The 19300-nt window shown below is 40.4% G+C and carries 16 protein-coding genes; 15 read left to right on the forward strand and 1 reads right to left on the reverse strand.

What is annotated here, in order from left to right:
* The first annotated feature begins 356 nt into the window (after positions 1 to 356).
* From rho to C1724_RS18475, 9 genes are all read left to right on the forward strand, one after another.
* On the forward strand, positions 357 to 1628 hold the full coding sequence (rho, locus tag C1724_RS18435) for a transcription termination factor Rho (RefSeq protein ID WP_102348221.1): 1272 nt from the start codon (positions 357 to 359) through the stop codon (positions 1626 to 1628).
* Between the two features lie 202 nt (positions 1629 to 1830).
* On the forward strand, positions 1831 to 2031 hold the full coding sequence (rpmE, locus tag C1724_RS18440) for a 50S ribosomal protein L31 (protein WP_102348222.1): 201 nt from the start codon (positions 1831 to 1833) through the stop codon (positions 2029 to 2031).
* Between the two features lie 383 nt (positions 2032 to 2414).
* Positions 2415 to 3035 carry a thymidine kinase gene (locus C1724_RS18445; RefSeq protein ID WP_102348223.1) on the forward strand — a complete coding sequence of 207 codons (621 nt, stop codon included), beginning with the start codon at positions 2415 to 2417 and terminating at the stop codon, positions 3033 to 3035.
* Positions 3036 to 3218: 183 nt separating this feature from the next.
* A complete protein-coding gene (locus C1724_RS18450; protein WP_102348224.1) occupies positions 3219 to 3644 on the forward strand; it encodes a hypothetical protein in 426 nt (141 codons plus the stop codon).
* 207 nt (positions 3645 to 3851) lie between these two features.
* On the forward strand, positions 3852 to 4919 hold the full coding sequence (prfA, locus tag C1724_RS18455) for a peptide chain release factor 1 (protein ID WP_102348225.1): 1068 nt from the start codon (positions 3852 to 3854) through the stop codon (positions 4917 to 4919).
* Between the two features lie 14 nt (positions 4920 to 4933).
* A complete protein-coding gene (gene prmC / locus C1724_RS18460) occupies positions 4934 to 5806 on the forward strand; it encodes a peptide chain release factor N(5)-glutamine methyltransferase (RefSeq protein WP_102348370.1) in 873 nt (290 codons plus the stop codon).
* Between the two features lie 3338 nt (positions 5807 to 9144).
* Positions 9145 to 9822: a stage II sporulation protein R gene (gene spoIIR / locus C1724_RS18465; protein WP_102348226.1), complete on the forward strand. Its 678-nt coding sequence runs from the start codon at positions 9145 to 9147 to the stop codon at positions 9820 to 9822.
* Positions 9823 to 9889: 67 nt separating this feature from the next.
* Entirely contained in the window at positions 9890 to 10324 is a 435-nt protein-coding gene (locus C1724_RS18470; protein ID WP_102348227.1) for a GNAT family N-acetyltransferase, read from the forward strand.
* 173 nt (positions 10325 to 10497) lie between these two features.
* Positions 10498 to 11544 carry an L-threonylcarbamoyladenylate synthase gene (locus C1724_RS18475; protein WP_102348228.1) on the forward strand — a complete coding sequence of 349 codons (1047 nt, stop codon included), beginning with the start codon at positions 10498 to 10500 and terminating at the stop codon, positions 11542 to 11544.
* 213 nt (positions 11545 to 11757) lie between these two features.
* Here the strand turns inward: C1724_RS18475 and C1724_RS18480 are convergent, their stop codons facing one another.
* Positions 11758 to 12039 carry a hypothetical protein gene (locus C1724_RS18480; RefSeq protein ID WP_102348229.1) on the reverse strand — a complete coding sequence of 94 codons (282 nt, stop codon included), beginning with the start codon at positions 12037 to 12039 and terminating at the stop codon, positions 11758 to 11760.
* Positions 12040 to 12280: 241 nt separating this feature from the next.
* Here C1724_RS18480 and C1724_RS18485 point away from each other — a divergent pair, with 241 nt between their 5' ends.
* The 6 genes from C1724_RS18485 (at position 12281) to glyA (ending at position 18906) form a co-directional block, all read left to right on the forward strand.
* A complete protein-coding gene (locus C1724_RS18485) occupies positions 12281 to 12841 on the forward strand; it encodes a manganese efflux pump MntP (RefSeq protein ID WP_102348230.1) in 561 nt (186 codons plus the stop codon).
* A 232-nt stretch (positions 12842 to 13073) separates the two neighbouring features.
* The gene (locus C1724_RS18490; RefSeq protein WP_102348231.1) at positions 13074 to 13505 is read left to right on the forward strand and encodes a low molecular weight protein arginine phosphatase; all 432 of its coding nucleotides are present in this window, start codon (positions 13074 to 13076) and stop codon (positions 13503 to 13505) included.
* Between the two features lie 145 nt (positions 13506 to 13650).
* On the forward strand, positions 13651 to 14973 hold the full coding sequence (locus C1724_RS18495) for a methyl-accepting chemotaxis protein (RefSeq protein WP_102348232.1): 1323 nt from the start codon (positions 13651 to 13653) through the stop codon (positions 14971 to 14973).
* A 1-nt stretch (position 14974) separates the two neighbouring features.
* Entirely contained in the window at positions 14975 to 15415 is a 441-nt protein-coding gene (gene rpiB, locus C1724_RS18500; RefSeq protein ID WP_102348233.1) for a ribose 5-phosphate isomerase B, read from the forward strand.
* A gap of 1556 nt (positions 15416 to 16971) precedes the next feature.
* Complete coding sequence (locus C1724_RS18505) at positions 16972 to 17547, forward strand: TIGR01440 family protein (RefSeq protein ID WP_102348234.1); 576 nt, start codon at positions 16972 to 16974, stop codon at positions 17545 to 17547.
* 114 nt (positions 17548 to 17661) lie between these two features.
* Positions 17662 to 18906 carry a serine hydroxymethyltransferase gene (glyA, locus tag C1724_RS18510; protein WP_102348235.1) on the forward strand — a complete coding sequence of 415 codons (1245 nt, stop codon included), beginning with the start codon at positions 17662 to 17664 and terminating at the stop codon, positions 18904 to 18906.
* Positions 18907 to 19300: the final 394 nt, after the last annotated feature.

Here is a 19300-nt window from a genome sequence, read left to right on the forward strand (position 1 = left end):
TTCTGATTCATGAAATTGAACATATCCTATATACTTGGGAGCGTTCAGATGGGAATGAATGTTAATAGTGTAAATGAACTTGAATTGGCAGTTGTTTTCGTTATAATAGATTTTAATTGTTAAAAAAGAGATAAAACTACATTTCAACTTCATGAATTAAGTTTTCAACAACCTTCTCTTAAAAATAACTTCCAAAATTTCGATTCCTTTTTAAGTAAGAAAGAAAACTTATGACCTAGCCGTTCGGGTAGGTTTAAGCGTTTACGTTTTTTTAAATATAAAACATTGCGATATACCTTTACTGGCACATTACGTGTTTTTCTAATTAAAAATTAAATAAAGAGTGGTGTAAAAGGGTGTCTGTAACTATTTCTAGTTTAGAAAATATGAAATTAAAAGAATTATATGAACTTGCTCGCAATTATAAGGTATCTTATTATAGTAAGCTTAATAAAAAGGAATTAATTTTTTCAATCCTCAAGGCACGTGCAGAACAAGATGGCTTTTTATTTATGGAAGGTGTCTTAGAAATTATTCAATCAGAAGGTTTTGGTTTCCTTCGACCAATCAATTATTCACCAAGTTCAGAGGATATTTACATTTCTGCTTCTCAAATACGAAGATTTGATTTAAGAAATGGAGATAAAGTTTCGGGGAAGGTTCGTCCTCCAAAAGAAAATGAACGTTATTATGGACTATTACATGTAGAAGCTGTTAATGGAGACGATCCGGAGACGGCAAAAGAAAGAGTCCACTTTCCTGCATTAACACCTCTATATCCTGACCGTCAAATGATTCTTGAAACCCAACCACAACATTTATCCACACGCATTATGGATTTAATTGCTCCTGTTGGATTTGGTCAACGTGGGTTAATCGTAGCCCCTCCAAAGGCTGGTAAAACGGTGTTATTAAAAGAAATTGCTAATAGTATTACAACGAATCATCCAGATGCGGAATTAATTGTCCTCTTAATTGATGAGCGTCCAGAGGAAGTAACGGATATTGAACGTTCAGTTAATGGTGATGTCGTTAGCTCTACGTTTGATGAAGTGCCGGAAAATCATATAAAAGTCGCTGAGCTTGTATTAGAAAGAGCGATGCGCTTAGTTGAGCATAAAAAAGATGTAGTCATTTTAATGGATAGTATCACACGATTAGCGCGTGCGTATAACTTGGTTATTCCGCCAAGCGGCCGTACATTATCTGGTGGTATTGACCCAGCAGCATTCCACCGTCCAAAACGCTTTTTCGGTGCAGCGCGTAATATTGAAGAAGGCGGTAGCTTAACGATTTTAGCAACTGCGCTTGTTGATACAGGTTCACGAATGGACGATGTGATTTACGAAGAATTTAAAGGAACAGGTAATATGGAGTTGCATCTTGATCGTGCGCTTGCTGAACGTCGTATTTTCCCTGCAATTGATATTCGCCGCTCTGGAACACGTAAAGAAGAGCTGTTATTGCCGAAAAATCATTTAGACAAGCTATGGGCAATCCGGAAAACAATGACAGATTCACCAGAGTTTGTAGAACGTTTCCTAAAACGATTACGAGCTACTAAAACAAACGACGAGTTCTTCCAAAAGATGGAGGATGAAATGCGCGGCACTCCAGCAAAACGCTAAGCTGCCAAGCATCCTCATTCGGGAAGTGCCTGGCATTTGACGGGGGATATGTAGAAAGCGGAATATAGCGCTATTCGCCGGAAGTGCTTGTCCCTTGTCGAAAAAGGGCTCTTGCATTACAGCTTTATTCCTGATATAATTCTTTCATGTGTCGTAGAAAACTCTGTTTCTAAAGGATTCAGGGCGGAAGGAGATGAAAAGTATGAAACAAGGAATCCATCCTAACTACAAATCAGCAAAGGTAACTTGTGCTTGTGGTAACGAATTTGAAAGTGGTTCTGTAAAGAACGAAATTCGTGTTGAGGTATGTTCTGAGTGTCATCCATTCTATACAGGTCGTCAAAAGTTTGCGGATGCAGGCGGTCGTGTAGATCGATTCAGAAAAAAATACAACCTCAAGTAATAAATATTGCTTGTTAACCGAAAGATGGACTAGTCTTTCGGTTTTGATTTTACTATATACTAAAGTAGGCAAGGGCCCTTGCCTGCTTTTTATTTGGAAATTTATTGACCTAATCTACTAGCATTACTTATGCTGGAGTTCACATAAATGAATTAAATATACTTAATATAGGTCATAATTGCGATGAAGTGGTTGTGACTATTTAGCCAAGAATTCTCGAGCGTAATGTAGGAAAACATACAATTTGAGATGAATTGGCTTTTATTTTTTCTTATCCAAAGAAGAGTAAACGATTTTGTTGCTTGGCAAACGTCCAAGTTAGATTAAATAATTAATGTTGCTCTTAAATAGTTGTCCTAGAAAGAGCAAGGAGGCAGGAATGTATGGATGTCATGAAACAAAGTGGTTGGATTGAAGTGATTTGCGGAAGTATGTTCTCGGGAAAGTCTGAAGAACTAATTCGACGAGTTCGCCGTGCGCAGTATGCGAAGCTTTCCGTTCAAGTGTTTAAACCGCTAATCGATAATCGGTATAGTGACTCGTCAGTGGTTTCCCATAATGGAACATCTGTAATTGCAAAGCCGGTTGAGTCATCAGCGGTGATACTTGAGCAAGTGAATTCAGAAACGGATGTTGTCGGAATTGATGAAATTCAATTTTTTGACGAAAATATTATCTCCGTAGTCAAACAATTAGCGGATGAAGGTCATCGAGTGATTTGCGCAGGGTTAGATCAAGATTTCCGTGGCGAACCATTTGGAAGTGTTCCGGATTTAATGGCACTTGCAGAGTCTGTTACAAAGCTGCAAGCGATTTGTATGTCATGCGGTTCACCAGCAAGTCGTACACAACGTTTAATAAACGGCGAACCCGCATCCTATCACGATCCAATCATTTTAGTTGGGGCATCTGAATCATATGAACCGCGTTGCCGACATTGTCATGAAGTGCCGCAAAAGCCGCTGAGTGGCAGTCAATCTACTTTTGTAAAAAGTTCTATATAAAATGCTATAAAAACCGCAGCTTCGTTCCAAAGTAGTAGTTGTTTACGGAGCAATTTTAGTGCGTGAATATCCTTCATAGCCGTGATGAAGGATCTTTTTTTATATTTGAGATGCAATTTACTATTTTTTCATGCATGATTCGTTTTATGTTTTGGGCACTCTATTTTTAGGGAGGTATTGTCCATGAATAAAACGGTTATTTTTTTGCTATTCATTATGCTTAGTGCATGTGGTTCTGTTGATCAAGATTTAACTCCGTATAAAGTTAAAAACAATCCTGAGCCGGTGTCTTTTCGTGAAGGAGAAAATACGGATGTTGCAGACTTGAATCCGAATTTTTTGGATTTAAATACAGAAAATGAATCACATAATAACATTGGCTTTTATCAACGAAAGCTAAGATCAATTGTGGAAGAATCTAAACATTTTGATGGCGGAATGATTTATATTAATGGCTCTCATGCAATAGTGAATGTAATTCCACGCGAGAAGTTTTCAAAGGATGAGCTTTCAAGGTATAAAAAGCTGCTAGAAAAAGATTTACAAGCTGCTGTTCCGCGCTATAATGTTGATCTTAGAGTAAACAAACCACAAAACAACAATCTATAACTCGATCGTCTCTGATCGGGTTTTTTAGTCTTTAAGGAAGTATAATTTTATGAGCAAAAAAATCGCATGGCCATTATTAGCATATGACATGTGTGGCTATGGCTTTTTTAATACATATTAGCAAAAAAAGGTCGGTAATTTTTGACTATTATATTCATGTATACTATAATTGAAATGTTATGGACTTAAATAATGAGGTGAGTAAGCGTGTTAGATCGTTTGCAATCAATTGAACATCGCTATGAAAAATTAAATGAATTACTTAGCGATCCAGCAGTTATCAGTGATAGTACAAAACTACGGGAGTATTCAAAAGAGCAATCTAGTATCGAAGAAACCGTTCAAGCGTATAGAGAGTATAAGGAAGTCGTGGAACAATTAAAAGATGCAAAAGCAATGCTAGAAGATAAACTAGATGCCGAAATGCGTGAAATGGTAAAAGAAGAGGTTTCCGAGCTATCTGAACGTGAAGAGGAATTAGCGGCTCGCTTGAAAATTTTACTTCTACCGAAAGACCCGAATGATGATAAAAACGTTATCGTTGAAATTCGCGGTGCAGCGGGTGGAGATGAAGCGGCATTATTTGCTGGCGATTTATACAAAATGTACAGCCGTTTTGCTGAATCGCAAGGCTGGAAAACAGAAGTTATTGAAGCGAGCCATACTGGAATTGGTGGCTATAAGGAAATCATTTTCATGATTAACGGTAATGGTGCATATTCAAAAATGAAGTTTGAAAATGGCGCACACCGTGTTCAACGTGTACCAGAAACAGAATCTGGCGGACGTATTCATACGTCAACAGCAACTGTTGCTGTTCTTCCTGAAGCGGAGGAAGTGGAAGTTGATATTCATGAAAAAGATATTCGTGTTGATACATTCGCATCGAGTGGACCAGGCGGACAAAGTGTAAATACAACGATGTCAGCTGTGCGTTTAACGCATATTCCAACAGGTGTTGTTGTATCATGTCAAGATGAAAAGTCCCAAATTAAAAATAAAGAAAAAGCAATGAAAGTATTGCGCGCTCGTGTATATGATAAATTCCAGCAAGAGGCCCAAGCAGAATACGATCAAAACCGTAAATCTGCAGTGGGTACTGGTGACCGTTCAGAACGTATCCGTACGTACAACTTCCCGCAAAACCGTGTAACAGACCACCGCATTGGTCTTACGATTCAAAAATTGGATCAAATTTTACAAGGTAAGCTTGATGAAATCATCGATGCATTGGTGATGGAAGATCAAGCAGCGAAAATGGAGCAAGCAGAATAATGAATGCTAACAACATGAAAGTGCATGAAGCCCTAAACTGGGCTTCTTCTTTTTTACAAGATAATATTCGGGAGACTTTTGCAGCGGAATTGTTGTTGCGTCATCATTTAGGTGTATCACGAGCAGGCTTATATGCGTCCATGCATGATTTGTGGTTGGACGAAGATGCGGTAGCGGCGTTTGTTGCAGATGTACAGTCTTTTGCGGCTGGTGTGCCTGTGCAATACTTAATTGGCTATGAGGAGTTTTATGGCCGTCGCTTTTCAGTGAATGAAGAGGTGTTGATACCGCGTCCAGAAACGGAAGAACTAGTAGAGGGCGTGCTCAATAGATGTAGAGATCATTTTGGTGCAGGTTCGTCAGATTGGGGCTTGAACTTGGTTGATGTTGGAACGGGAAGTGGGATTATTGCTGTTACATTAGCGTTGGAAGAACCTTCATTCAAGGTGACTGCAAGCGATATTGCTGCTGAGTCACTTGAGGTTGCTCGTCGTAATGCGGCTGAACTTGGAGCAGAGGATATTCGCTTTGTGCAAGGAGATTTATTGCTGCCTTTTATTGAGAGTGGAGAGAAATTTGATGTGATCGTTTCTAATCCGCCATATATACCCGCTGCTGATATAGCTGGTCTTGCTGATACGGTAAAAGATCATGAACCTATGCGTGCCCTAGTTGGCGGTGTTGATGGCTTGGATTTGTATCGCCGTTTCATGGAGCAATTGCCATTAGTCGTGACAGACCGTGGCTTAATAGCGTTTGAAATTGGCGTCGGTCAGGGTCAGGCTGTCGCTGGATTACTGGCGGAGACGTTTGCGGAGCGCGATATTCATGTTGAAATTGTGAATGATATTAATGGTAAGGATCGGATGGTATTTGGGCGGTTTTAGTGGTTGGTTGTTGCATGGTAGATGCTAGTTGAATGGAAGGGCCGGTTTTTGTTGGGGTGGTGTTGCTGCTTTGGTCGCGAATCGAATGCTGTAAAGTACAGGCTGGTAAAGGGCCGTTGTCGGGCAGAGGTTTGGTATTAGCTGTTAATCGTACTCGCTGGCTAGGAAAAGGCGTGTTTGTGCGGTAACGAATAGAATGTAATCGTGCCTGTGGGCGATGAAAAAGTGGTGTAGCGGTAACGAATAGAATGTAATCGTGCCCGTGTGCGAGGAAAAAGTGGTGTAGAGGTAACGAATAGAATGTAATCGTGCCCGTGTGCGAGTAAAAAGTGGTGTAGAGGTAACGAATAGAGTCTAATCGTGCCCGTCGGGGAGCGAAAAGCTGCGAAGAGGTAACGAACAGCAGCTAATCGTGCTCGTGGGCGATGAAAAAGCGATGTAGAGGTAACGAAAAGCACCTAATCGTGCTCGTCAGCGATCAAAAAGCGAGGTTACGGTAACGAATAGATTCTAATCGTGCCCCTAGGCGAGCCAAAAGCAGTATAGAGGTAATGAAAAGAGTCTAATCGTGACCGTCGGCGAGCAAAAGGCCGTATAGAGGTAACGAAAAGCGCCTAATCGTGCCCGTCGGGGAGCCAAAAGCAGTATAGAGGTAATGAATAGAGCCTAATCGTGCCCGTCAGCGAGGAAAAAGCGGTTTAGAGGTAACGAATAGCAGCTAATCGTGCCCGTCGGCGATGAAAAAGCGATGTAGAGGTAACGAATAGAGTCTAATCGTGCCCGTGGGTGCTGAAAAAGCGATGTAGAGGTAACGAATAGAGTCTAATCGTGCCCATCGGGGAGGAAAAAGCGGAGTGGAGGTAACGAATAGCACCTAATCGTGCCCGTGTGCGAGGAAAAAGCGTCGTGGCGGAAACGAATAGCGCTTAATCGTGCCCGTTGGCGATGAAAAAGCGATGTAGAGGTAACGAATAGCGCCTAATTGTGCTCGTCAGCGATCAAAAAGCGTAGAAGAGGTAATGAATAGAGCCTAATCGTGCCCGTCAGCGAGCAAAAGGCCGTATAGAGGTAACGAAAAGCGCCTAATCGTGCCCGTCGGGGAGCCAAAAGCGGTATAGAGGTAACGAAAAGCGCCTAATCGTGCCCGTCGGCGAGTAAAAAGCGTCGTGGCGGAAACGAATAGCGCTTAATCGTGCCCGTTGGCGATGAAAAAGCGGCGTGGAGGTAACGAAAAGCACCTAATCGTGCTCGTCAGCGATCAAAAAGCGTAGAAGAGGTAATGAATAGAGCCTAATCGTGCCCGTCAGCGAGCAAAAGGCCGTATAGAGGTAACGAAAAGAGTCTAATTGTGCCCGTGGGCGGGGAAAAAGCGTCGTGGCGGAAACGAAAAGCGCTTAATCGTGCCCGTTGGCGATGAAAAAGCGATGTAGAGGTAACGAAAAGCGCTTAATCGTGCCCGTTGGCGATGAAAAAGCGGCGTGGAGGTAACGAAAAGCACCTAATCGTGCTCGTCAGCGATCAAAAAGCGTAGAAGAGGTAATGAATAGAGCCTAATCGTGCCTGTCAGCGAGGAAAAAGCGGCGTGGCGGTAACGAATAGCACCTAATCGTGCCCGTTGGCGATGAAAAAGCGGCGTGGCGGTAACGAATAGTACCTAATCGTGCCCGACGGCGAGCCAAAAGCGGTATAGCGGTAACGAATAGTACCTAATCGTGCCCGACGGCGAGCCAAAAGCGGTATAGCGGTAACGAATAGAGAATAATCGTGCCCATAGGCGATGAAAAAGCGGCGTGGCGGTAACGAATAGCACCTAATCGTGCCCGTGGGCGAGGAAAAAGCGGTGTTACGGTAACGAATAGAGTCTAATCGTGCCCATAGGCGATGAAAAAGCGGCGTGGCGGTAACGAAAAGCACCTAATCGTGCCCGTTGGCGATCAAAAAGTGGTGTAGAGGTAACGAATAGAGAATAATCGTGCCCGTTGGCGATCAAAAAGTGGTGTAGAGGTAACGAAAAGCACCTAATCGTGCCCGTCAGCGATCAAAAGGCCGTATAGAGGTAACGAAAAGCGCTTAATCGTGCCCGTCGGGGAGCCAAAAGCAGTATAGAGGTAACGAAAAGAGTCTAATTGTGCCCGTGGGAGATGAAAAAGCGATGTAGAGGTAACGAATAGAGCCTAATCGTGCCCGTTAGCGAGTAAAAAGCGTCGTAGAGGTAACGAATAGCAGCTAATCGTGCCCGTCAGCGATCAAAAAGCGTAGAAGAGGTAATGAATAGAGCCTAATCGTGCCCGTGGGCGATGAAAAAGCGATGTAGAGGTAACGAAAAGAGTCTAATCGTGCCCGTGGGCGATGAAAAAGCGATGTAGAGGTAACGAATAGCGCCTAATTGTGCTCGTCAGCGATCAAAAAGCGTAGAAGAGGTAATGAATAGAGCCTAATCGTGCTCGTCAGCGATCAAAAAGCGTAGAAGAGGTAATGAATAGCGCCTAATCGTGCCCGTGGGCGATGAAAAAGCGATGTAGAGGTAACGAAAAGAGTCTAATCGTGCCCGTCAGCGATCAAAAAGCGTAGAAGAGGTAACGAATAGCATCTAATCGTGCCCGTGGGCGATGAAAAAGCGATGTAGAGGTAACGAAAAGAGTCTAATCGTGCCCGTCAGGGAGCCAAAAGCAGTATAGAGGTAACGAAAAGAGTCTAATTGTGCCCGTGGGCGGGGAAAAAGCGATGTAGTGGTAATGAATAGAGCCTAATCGTGCCCGTGGGCGATGAAAAAGCGATGTAGAGGTAACGAAAAGAGTCTAATCGTGCCCGTCAGCGATCAAAAAGCGTAGAAGAGGTAACGAATAGCACCTAATCGTGCTCGTCAGCGATCAAAAAGCGTAGAAGAGGTAATGAATAGAGCCTAATCGTGCCCGTCAGCGAGCAAAAGGCCGTATAGAGGTAACGAATAGCGCCTAATCGTGCCCATCGCGAGCCAAAAGCGTAGAAGAGGTAACGAATAAAACCTAATCTTTCCCGTGAACGCTGAAAAAGCCCAGCAACCGTAACGAATAGTCTACTAGCCCAAAAATAAGCACAAAAAACTATCAAACAAAAGCTCACAATATCTTAACTCTAAAAACCACCATAACCTGCTAAAATAGTAATCTATCATTTTATAAACAGGTTCTTAATTAACTAACTTACATACTACTGCCCCATAAGAATAAGGGCACAGAGCATAACACATACTAGTTAAACAGCCCTTTTCAACTTTTCTATTAAAAAATTTAATTTTAATAGTTTAAGATGATGTTGTTTTGTCCACACTGTTTTAGTGAGAGGACGGTGGATAAAAAATGATGAAAACACATGCAATCATTTTTATGACATTATTAATAATTGGGGCTAATTTAATTCAATTTTATGATAGAGCAATAGTTGAAGCGGGTGGACCGGTTGTTATACCGGATGAGGCGATTCGCCTACGAATTTTAGCAAATAGTGACTCACCTGCGGATCAGGAATTAAAGCGAGACATAAGAGATGCGGTTAATGCTGAGATTACTACATGGGTTGAAGAGCTTACATCCATTGAAGATGCTCGTGATTTAATTGAGAGCCGTATTTCAGAGGTTGAGGAAATTGCAAGTGAGCATTTAGAGCAAGCGGGCATTAATCAAGAAGTGAATGTTCAGTTCAATCGTAATGTAAGCTTTCCGACGAAAATTTATGGCAATTTTATTTATCCAGCTGGTGAGTATGAGGCTATTTTAATAACATTAGGTGAAGGTCAAGGTGCCAACTGGTGGTGCGTGTTATTCCCGCCGCTATGTTTCTTAGATTTCTCAAACGGTGATGCAGTTTTAGATCATGACGAAGAAGAAGAGAAACAGGATGACTCAGAAAAGTCTAGTAAAGAAGAAAAAGAAAAATCCAAGACTACTGACAAAGAGTATACAGCGGTTGAAACTTCAGCAGAAAAAGTTGAAGTGAAATCATTTTTAGTAGAATTCTTTAAAAAATTAATAGGTTAACGTCATCAATCCTGCCAGTCTAGCATAGGTTGTAAAAAGTGCAATGATAGAAAGGCAGGAGATAGAAATGAAAGTTATTCGTAAAGCAACACTAGCAGATGTTGATAAAATGGAGCAAATTGTAGGACAAGCAGGATTGCAAACAGAAGGTATTGTGGATAATGTGGATAACTTTTTGATCATGGAAGATAAAGATGGCGTATTAACAGCTGTCGTGGGCTTTGAATTTCAAAACTCAAGTGGATTGCTACGCTCGCTAGTGCTAACAAAGCAATCAGATCAGTTTTTTATACTAGAATTAATGAAGGCGGCGTTCGAGTTTTCTAAAAAGCAAGGCGTTGAAACACTGTATTTGTGCACACAGCAACAATCGTCTGTAGATTTCTTCAAGTTTATTGGTTTCGAAAAAGTAGAGGAAACACATGTTGAGGATTTAAACGAATTTGAGCATTATAAAAACATTGTGGATGAAAACCCAGTCATTATGAAATGCAGTTTTTAAATTGAACGTAATTATTTTATAAAGGTTTTTCACAGTTTTCTAAAAAATCAACAATCTTATCCACAAAATTATGCTTTTTATCCACATTATGTGGATAATGTTGTTTATATCCTTTTAATATATATGATGGAAAATGCGTTAAAATAGTGTATTTATAGAGAGAGGGATACTAAATGGCAGATAAAGACACAAAGCATTGGATTGTGGATAAAGAAAAGGAACAATTAACAAGTAATCCACAAGTTAAAGCGGCCGCCCTGTGGATAACTGACGACGAAGTAGTAGCTTTTCCAACTGAAACTGTATATGGATTAGGGGCAAATGCCTTGTCAGATCAAGCAATTAGCAAGATTTATGAAGCGAAAGGACGCCCGAGCGACAATCCACTAATTGTCCACATATCAAATCAAAATCAATTAAATGAACTTGTTTCAGACATTCCTGAACAAGCAGAACTGTTGATAAATGCTTTTTGGCCAGGGCCGCTCACAATTATTTTTAAAGATAAAGGCATTGTTTCAGAAAAAGTAACAGCGGGTTTATCCACTGTAGCCATTAGGATGCCGGATCATCCTGTAGCGTTAGCGTTAATTGAAAGTGCCAAACTGCCATTGGCCGCACCAAGCGCGAACTTGTCAGGGCGGCCTAGTCCAACTAAAGCGGAGCATGTTCTTCATGACCTTCATGGGAGAATTGCGGGAGTTTTAGATGGCGGTTCAACAGGAATTGGTTTAGAGTCCACGGTGATCGACTGTACTCAAAATCCACCGATGATTCTACGGCCCGGCGGTGTGACAAAGGAGCAGCTAGAAGAGGTAGTTGGACAAGTAGCTGTTGATGCCGCACTATTGGCCGAGGATCAGGCTCCAAAGTCCCCAGGAATGAAGTATACACACTATGCTCCCGAAGCGCCGTTAACGATTATTGAAGGTACTCCACAATTTTTACAAAGCTTTGTGGATAAAGAAAAAAGTGCTGGCAAAAAGGTTGGCGTGTTAACAACAGAGGAAAATCAACAGCAATATGATGCTGATGTTGTCATAGCATGTGGATATCGTGAAGACTTACATACGGTTGCTCAAAAATTATATGACACGTTAAGAATGTTCGACGAGCGCAGTGTCGATGTCATTTTTAGTGAGGCTTTTCCACGTGAGGGTGTCGGTGAAGCGCTCATGAACCGGCTGTCCAAAGCTGCATCAGGTCAAATGATAAGGTGAAACCTCGATCAATAAAGGAATGCGTGCTGGTGGTTCGTCTATAAAGGGTTGTTCATGGGCACAGCAATAGGGATTAAAAAGTGGCTTTCTTGCGAAGGCCACTTTAATTCCCGCCAGTTCCGGCGAAAAAAATTTCCCCATTTTCTCCACATAGTCATCATTTCGTAATAAGCGAATGACCAGGGAATCGACTTCTTTATTCGATGAACTAAATTAAATATCCACAACTTCAAACGCTTCTGTTTGCGCTCCTTTAACATATTGACCAAATTCCTTTTGAATAACTGGAAACACATGCTGAGCAACAGCATCGGAGTCTTCCTTCGTTTTCCACAACGAAACAGATGTATACTCGCCTTTATTATCATCTGCTCCAAAGTAAACATTCACAAAACCTTGTTGCTTAACAAAAATCTTCTTAAAATAATCCCCTATTTCTTCGGCGATTTGCCTGCTATTCGGTTCCATCCGCACCTTTGTTATTTTTAAATACATGTTTGAGCCCCCTTAGTTTTTGGATGATAAAGTCTTCAACCTCATTTTTATTAAAAATAATCGAAAAACAGCCTTAGATTATCTCGACAAATTTATTCGATTCTTGAAACTAACTTGCCATAAAGTTCTTCAGAAATGATAGTGTAGATTATTTATAAAACTATCAATACATATGTAAAATAAATTCTAAATCTTTTTGGATGAGCATATGTTATATAAGCACGTCCAAGGGGGAAGAACAATGGGATTATCAGCATTAATGGGAGAATTGATTACACTAGTGATTATGGCAATTGCTCTTGGTATGGACGCCTTTTCATTAGGGTTAGGTATGGGAATGATCCGCTTACGTCTCAGACAAATTTTTAAAATTGGAATTATAATTGGAATTTTCCATGTGGTAATGCCATTAATGGGAATTTGGATTGGAAAATATATTTCCGTACATTTCAGTGGCATTGCGGCTTACATTGGTGGCGCACTGTTATTGCTATTAGGCTTACAAATGATTATTTCATCTTTTAGAGACGATGAACAGCTACTAGTCACACCTGTTGGTTTTGGACTCATACTATTTGCACTAAGTGTAAGTCTGGATAGCTTTTCAGTAGGCTTAAGCTTGGGGATTTTTGGAGTAAAAATGGCATTAACAATCTTCCTGTTTGGCTTTTTTAGTATGATCCTAACATGGTTGGGCCTGCTTTTAGCCAGAAAAGCGCAGCATTGGCTTGGATCATATAGCGAAGCGCTTGGTGGCAGCATTTTACTAGTGTTTGGCTTAAAATTATTACTCCCGATTTAATCATAAAAATCAAAAACAGGTCGATACTAGGTGGCGTATCGATCTGTTTTTTTATACGTAGCGCCGGGGTTTAAAACCGAAAAATTTTCGACAATTTATAGTTAAACTATATTAGAGTATACAAGTTTGATTTATACTATAATTAGTTTTCTTTTATACAGACAAAAATAAATAATTCGTGGTAACAAAAGTGTTACCCTTTTCAATAAATAATGATAGAAGGAGAGAGGCTATGCATAATATCCTTTTTGTTTGCACAGGTAATACATGTCGCAGTCCAATGGCAGAAGCGATTTTTAGACACCGCGCCAACAGCAAATATAATGTCAAATCTGCCGGTGTATTTGCAACAGATGGCAGTCCGGCTGCGGCGCACTCGATAAAAGTATTAACAGATCAAGAGATTCCAATCAACCACAAGTCTAAGCTGCTCACAAATGATCTAATACAATGGTCCGACTTAATTTTAACGATGACAGCTGGACATAAACACATGGTCCAACAGCATTTTCCGAAAGCGCTCGATAAAGTTTATAGCTTAAATGAATATGTCCGAAATAAAGATCACGATATCTCAGATCCCTTTGGAGGAAGTTTAGACGACTACCGCGAGATTTATCAGGAGTTAGATGAAATCATTGCAGAGCTTATCGAAAAATTATAGTATTTATTTTTTTTTATAAAAAGGAAAAATTGTCCGTAATTAGCTATGACAGGGCACTCTTTTGACGCGAATAGGGGAATATACCCCCGCTAAAATTTTCCATCGCGGCTCCTGACTGCAAATCTCATAAAAAATAAAAAGAGAGATGGATCCATCGAGGAGGAACTACGTGAAAACGAAACACAAATTTAGCTTGCAATGGAAACTTGTCGTGTTTACAACGATATTATCTATCATTACGTATAGTACAAGTGGATTATTTATTTACTTTATATACGATATGGTAAAAGATTCACTTATCATCGGGGAACAGCTTTTCACAATTATTACCTTAACATTAGGGATTATATGGTCAGCAATTCTAGCTTTTTTTGCCGCAAGATTTATCACGAACCCGCTGCAACGATTAGAAGAGGCTGTAAATAAAGCAGCCGATGGTCAAATTGATGTGGAAGTAAAAGTTTCAAAATCAGATGATGAAATTCGTTCATTAGGACTAGCGTTTAATAATATGTTAAAAAGTTTACGAACAATGGTTAATAATATCGAGGAAAACTTTGAAAGTACAAACAAAAACGTAGATTCTATCTCGAAATCGTCTTCAATAGCAGCTATGCAAGCTGAAAACATTTCAAAAACAATTGAAGATATTGCATATGGAGCTGAGCGCTCAGCATTGGCGGTCACGTCGACTGTAGAATCGATTGATTCGGTTACACGGATTGCAGAAGAAGTTTTAAATCATACAGGTAATTCGCAAAAAATCTCAAATGAAATGGTACAATCATTAAAGAGTAGCAAAGAAGTGATTCATTCGCTTGTTGGTGGAATTGAAAAGCTTGCAAATGATAATCAAGCGTCGTTAATCGTCGTAAAACGACTTGAGAAAAATGCAAAAGAAATTGAAAACATCATTTCACTTGTTGGCGATATTGCAGGGCAAACTAATCTTTTGGCGCTTAATGCGTCAATCGAAGCAGCGCGTGCCGGTGACCATGGCCGTGGCTTTGCAGTTGTAGCAGAGGAAGTTCGTCAGCTAGCAGACCAAAGTGGACAAGCTGTTCAAGGCATCTCAGATTTAGTAGAAAACATTCAGCTTGAAGTGAAAAATGTAGTGCAACAAATGTTAGCGCAAGTGGAATCAGCAAACAACGAAGCTGAAAAAGGCAGTAAAACGAACGATTCTATCGAAGAAATGACGCAATCTGTTTATCAAATGGAGCAAGCAATCAAAGAAATTGCCGCACTAGCTGAAAAACAGATGGACTTAATAAAAGTCACTTCAATTGAAGCGCAGGAAGTTGCAGCAATCGCGGAAGAAACATCTGCAGGAGCAGAAGAAGTATCAGCGGGCACTCAAGAGCAAACAGCGATGATTGACGATGTGGCGTCGATCGCCGCGCAATTATCCCAGCAAGCACAAGCATTAAAGCAAACCATTCAAAAGTTTACAACAGGAGGAAAGTAATATGAAAGTAGCAATTGGCTCAGATCATGGTGGCCTTAATATTAAAGAAGAAATCAAAAATTTAATGGATGAATTAGGCATACAATACGAAGATGTAGGCTGTAATTGTTCGGATTCTGTTGATTATCCGGATTATGCGTTCCCAGTTGCCGAAAAGGTAGTTAACGGTGAAGTCGATCGCGGAATTTTAATTTGCGGCACAGGCATTGGAATGTCAATTGCAGCAAATAAAGTAAAAGGCATCCGTTGTGCGTTAGCGCATGATGTTTTCAGTGCTAAGGCAACACGTGAACACAATGACAGCAATATCCTTGCAATGGGTGAGCGCGTGATTGGACCAGGAGCAGCCCGTGAAGTGGCCAAAGCATGGTTAACGACCGAATTTCAAGGCGGCCGCCATGCAAATCGTATCGGAAAAATTGCCGATTACGAGTCAAAATAGATATAATAAGTGTGAAAGAGGCGGTGTGCAATATTGTACCCGCCGTTTCTTTATACATAAGGAGACATTGAAGGTTTATTCTATGTAAGAATGCTGCGGTTTATAGGTATGTGATGGTCATTTTGAGTGCGGTTGCCTGTTTAGCGGATATCGTTTAAAACTTGGTCATTTTTGGCGGACATCTGATTCCTTAATTGCACCTTATTCAAACTTTTAAGGTGCAACAAAATGAGTGGTCGTTTTAGCGGACAAAGGATCCCTAACTTACACCAAAATTAAACTTCTTAAGGTGCAACAAAAATGAGTGGTCGTTTAGCGGACATATAATCCCTTATATACACTAAAACGATACTTTTTTGAAGTTTACCGGACATTAAGTTCGCTATTTAGCGAAAAACACCATAAATTGTGGTTAAATCGATGAAATAGCGTATTATATGTCCGTGAAACTTTTAAAAACAGCATATTAGGCTAATATAACGGCCTTGATGTCCGGTAAAATTGGCGCAGATGCGACACCGTGATTTTAACGCAATCAATGGACTAAATTGGGGCGGGAAACCCGAGATTTTGCCACAAATAATGCGCGTGCGACCGTGAAGTATTGGACTGGGCCTAGCAATAACCGTTTGGAATATGTAATAGTACAAGTTGTGATGTACAACAAATGATTGGTAGTTTTAGCGGACATATAATCCCTTATATACACTAAAATGATACTTTTTTGAAGTTTACCGGACATTAAGTTCGCTATTTAGCGAAAAACACCATAAATTGTGGTCAATTTGATGAAATAGCGTATTATATGTCCGTGAAACTTTTAAAAACAGCTTATTAGGCTAATATAACGGCCTTGATGTCCGGTAAAATTGGCGCAGATGCGACACCGTGATTTTAACGCAATCAATGGACTAAATTGGGGCGGGAAACCCGGGTAATTGCCATTAAATAACGACCCTGGTGTCCGTTATAGAATTGGGCTAGGCCCAGCAATATCCTTTGGCATATGAATTAGTACAAGTTTAAAGGCGCACAACTGATTGGTCATTTAGCGGACATATAATCCCTTATATACACTAAAATGATACTTTTTTGAAGTTTACCGGACATTAAGTTCGCTATTTAGCGAAAAACACCATAAATTGTGGTCAAATCGATGAAATAGCGTATTATATGTCCGTGAAACTTTTAAAAACAGCTTATTAGGCTAATATAACGGCCTTGATGTCCGGTAAAATTGGCGCAGATGCGACACCGTGGTGATTCGAACGCAATCAACGGCATTAATCTCCAGCTAAATTGCCGCAGGCACGACACCCGGGCAATTGCCACAAATAACGGCCCTGGTGTCCGGAAAAATAGGCCACAGGCTCGACGCAGTGCCTTGTAACACAATAAAAAGCATTAATTTTTCAAAAAAACTAATGTAGCCACAAATCGTACTTTTACCAAACACAAATAACGGCCTACATGTCCGTAAAAATTTAATTAGTTTTTAATATACATATAAAACAGCTAACAAAAACTCACTTGAAACAGAAAGGAAGAGAATCACTATGAAGGTAGAGTTAGCTCTGCTACGAACACAACTACGTACCGTTTTGGATGACCTTCAGGCCGCGGCGTCTCTCACACAAGGTCAAATCCTCGTTGTTGGCTGCAGCACGAGTGAAGTGATTGGCGAACGCATTGGGACGGCTGGTACGGAGGAAGTAGCGGAAACCATATTTGAAACACTGCAGCAATTTCAGAAGGAAGCGGGTGTAGCGCTTGCTTTTCAATGTTGTGAACATTTAAACCGTGCATTAGTTGTTGAAAGCGAGACGGCAATTACTAGGCAACTAGAAATCGTTTCGGTAGTGCCAGTAAGAAAAGCAGGTGGTGCAATGGCTACGTATGCATATAAGAGGTTTAAAAATCCAGTTATGGTAGAATATATAAAAGCGGACGCAGGTATCGACATTGGGGATACATTTATTGGCATGCATCTTAAGCATGTGGCGGTTCCGGTGAGGAGTAGTGTGAAAACCATCGGACAAGCACATGTTACGATTGCAAGAACAAGACCTAAATTAATTGGCGGGGAACGCGCCGTTTATTTCGATACTGAATCCAACAAATCTTGTAAATAATAAAATTATTGTAGTGTTTTTCTAAAGACATATGTTACAATGGTTGTGACAAAAAAACATTCGGAAATTAGTTGTATTTTATAACAATAATTTAATAAAAGTAGGGGGATCAATATGAAACACGTACAAGCTCAAGACCAAGAAGTTTTTAAGGCGATCCAACAAGAATTAGGACGTCAACGTGACAAAATTGAATTAATTGCTTCTGAAAACTTTGTTAGTGAAGCGGTAATGGAAGCACAAGGTTCGGTTTTAACGAATAAGTATGCAGAAGGCTATCCAGGACGCCGTTATTATGGCGGTTGTGAATATGTCGATGTAGTTGAAGATTTAGCTAGAGACCGCGCGAAGAAAATCTTTGGAGCACAATTTGCGAACGTTCAACCGCATTCTGGTGCACAAGCAAATATGGCTGTTTATTTTACAATTCTAGAAACGGGCGACACTGTACTAGGAATGGATTTATCACACGGCGGACACTTAACACACGGAAGTCCAGTTAACTTCAGTGGTGTTCAGTACAATTTCGTAGCGTACGGAGTGGACAAGGATTCACACCGCATTGATTATGATGATGTGTTAGCAAAAGCAAAAGAACATAAGCCAAAGTTAATCGTTGCAGGTGCTAGTGCATATCCGCGCGAAATTGATTTTGCGAAGTTCCGTGAAATTGCGGATGAAGTGGGCGCATACTTAATGGTTGATATGGCACATATTGCTGGACTTGTAGCGGCAGGCTTACATCCAAACCCAGTACCATATGCTGATTTCGTAACAACAACTACACATAAAACATTACGTGGACCTCGCGGCGGTATGATCTTAACGAATAACGAAGAATTCGCGAAGAAAATTGACAAAGCAATCTTCCCTGGTATTCAAGGTGGTCCATTAATGCACGTGATTTCTGCAAAAGCAGTTGCATTCGGTGAAGCACTTCAAGACAGCTTTAAAGAATATGCACAAAATATCGTGAACAATGCAAAGCGCCTTGGCGAAGCACTTCAAAAAGAAGGCATCACATTAGTATCTGGCGGAACGGATAACCATTTATTATTAATTGATGTTCGCAGCCTTGGTTTAACAGGTAAAGTAGCTGAAAAAGCATTAGATGATGTTGGCATTACAGCTAATAAAAACACAATTCCATTCGATCCAGAAAGCCCATTTGTGACAAGTGGTGTACGTATCGGTACTGCTGCTGTTACAAGCCGTGGTTTTGGATTAGAAGAAATGGATGAAATTGCAGCAATCATCGCGTTAACATTAAAGAACACTGAAGATGAGGAAAAATTACAAGAAGCTGCAAAACGTGTAGAAACGTTATCGAAGAAGGTTCCTTTATATCCAAATCTTTAATTGAATCGTATTTAACGGGGAAGATATCGTATGCTGTCTTCTCTTTTTTGTTTGAGGGAGGTTTTAAAAAAGTAGTTGGAGTTGGATACATTCAATACAATTTTAGTTTTATAGCTAACAGCAACTCCGCACTTTCGACATTTTTTGCAGGTGCTAAAATAGTGAGATCCCTTGGCAGTGCTGGATTACCTGCATTAAAGGTTTGACATAATAGTGGAGTTTTCCTTTTTAAGCTTGTATGTACTATACTTTTCTTATACAATTTATTAGAAAAACATTTAGGTATAACTTTATAAGCACCACGTTTATATTTTTTGAAAAAACGAACACTATCACTATAGTTATACCAAGCACTTAACATTGTCGCAAAAATGCGTTAAATGTCAGATTACAT

This window comes from Bacillus sp. Marseille-P3661, assembly GCF_900240995.1.
In the GTDB taxonomy this organism is placed as follows: Bacteria; Bacillota; Bacilli; order Bacillales; family Bacillaceae_J; genus OESV01.

Bases quoted from the DNA above. Each gene is read 5' to 3' on its own strand.
- C1724_RS18445 (WP_102348223.1), top strand. From the start codon at position 2,415: ATGGATGTCATGAAACAAAGTGGTTGGATTGAAGTGATTTGCGGAAGT.
- C1724_RS18470 (WP_102348227.1), top strand. From the start codon at position 9,890: ATGAAAGTTATTCGTAAAGCAACACTAGCAGATGTTGATAAAATGGAG.
- C1724_RS18480 (WP_102348229.1), bottom strand. From the start codon at position 12,039: ATGTATTTAAAAATAACAAAGGTGCGGATGGAACCGAATAGCAGGCAA.
- glyA (WP_102348235.1), top strand. From the start codon at position 17,662: ATGAAACACGTACAAGCTCAAGACCAAGAAGTTTTTAAGGCGATCCAA.
- C1724_RS18475 (WP_102348228.1), top strand. From the start codon at position 10,498: ATGGCAGATAAAGACACAAAGCATTGGATTGTGGATAAAGAAAAGGAA.
- prmC (WP_102348370.1), top strand. From the start codon at position 4,934: ATGAAAGTGCATGAAGCCCTAAACTGGGCTTCTTCTTTTTTACAAGAT.
- rpmE (WP_102348222.1), top strand. From the start codon at position 1,831: ATGAAACAAGGAATCCATCCTAACTACAAATCAGCAAAGGTAACTTGT.
- C1724_RS18495 (WP_102348232.1), top strand. From the start codon at position 13,651: ATGGATCCATCGAGGAGGAACTACGTGAAAACGAAACACAAATTTAGC.
- spoIIR (WP_102348226.1), top strand. From the start codon at position 9,145: ATGATGAAAACACATGCAATCATTTTTATGACATTATTAATAATTGGG.
- C1724_RS18485 (WP_102348230.1), top strand. From the start codon at position 12,281: ATGGGATTATCAGCATTAATGGGAGAATTGATTACACTAGTGATTATG.
- C1724_RS18450 (WP_102348224.1), top strand. From the start codon at position 3,219: ATGAATAAAACGGTTATTTTTTTGCTATTCATTATGCTTAGTGCATGT.
- C1724_RS18505 (WP_102348234.1), top strand. From the start codon at position 16,972: ATGAAGGTAGAGTTAGCTCTGCTACGAACACAACTACGTACCGTTTTG.
- C1724_RS18490 (WP_102348231.1), top strand. From the start codon at position 13,074: ATGCATAATATCCTTTTTGTTTGCACAGGTAATACATGTCGCAGTCCA.
- rpiB (WP_102348233.1), top strand. From the start codon at position 14,975: ATGAAAGTAGCAATTGGCTCAGATCATGGTGGCCTTAATATTAAAGAA.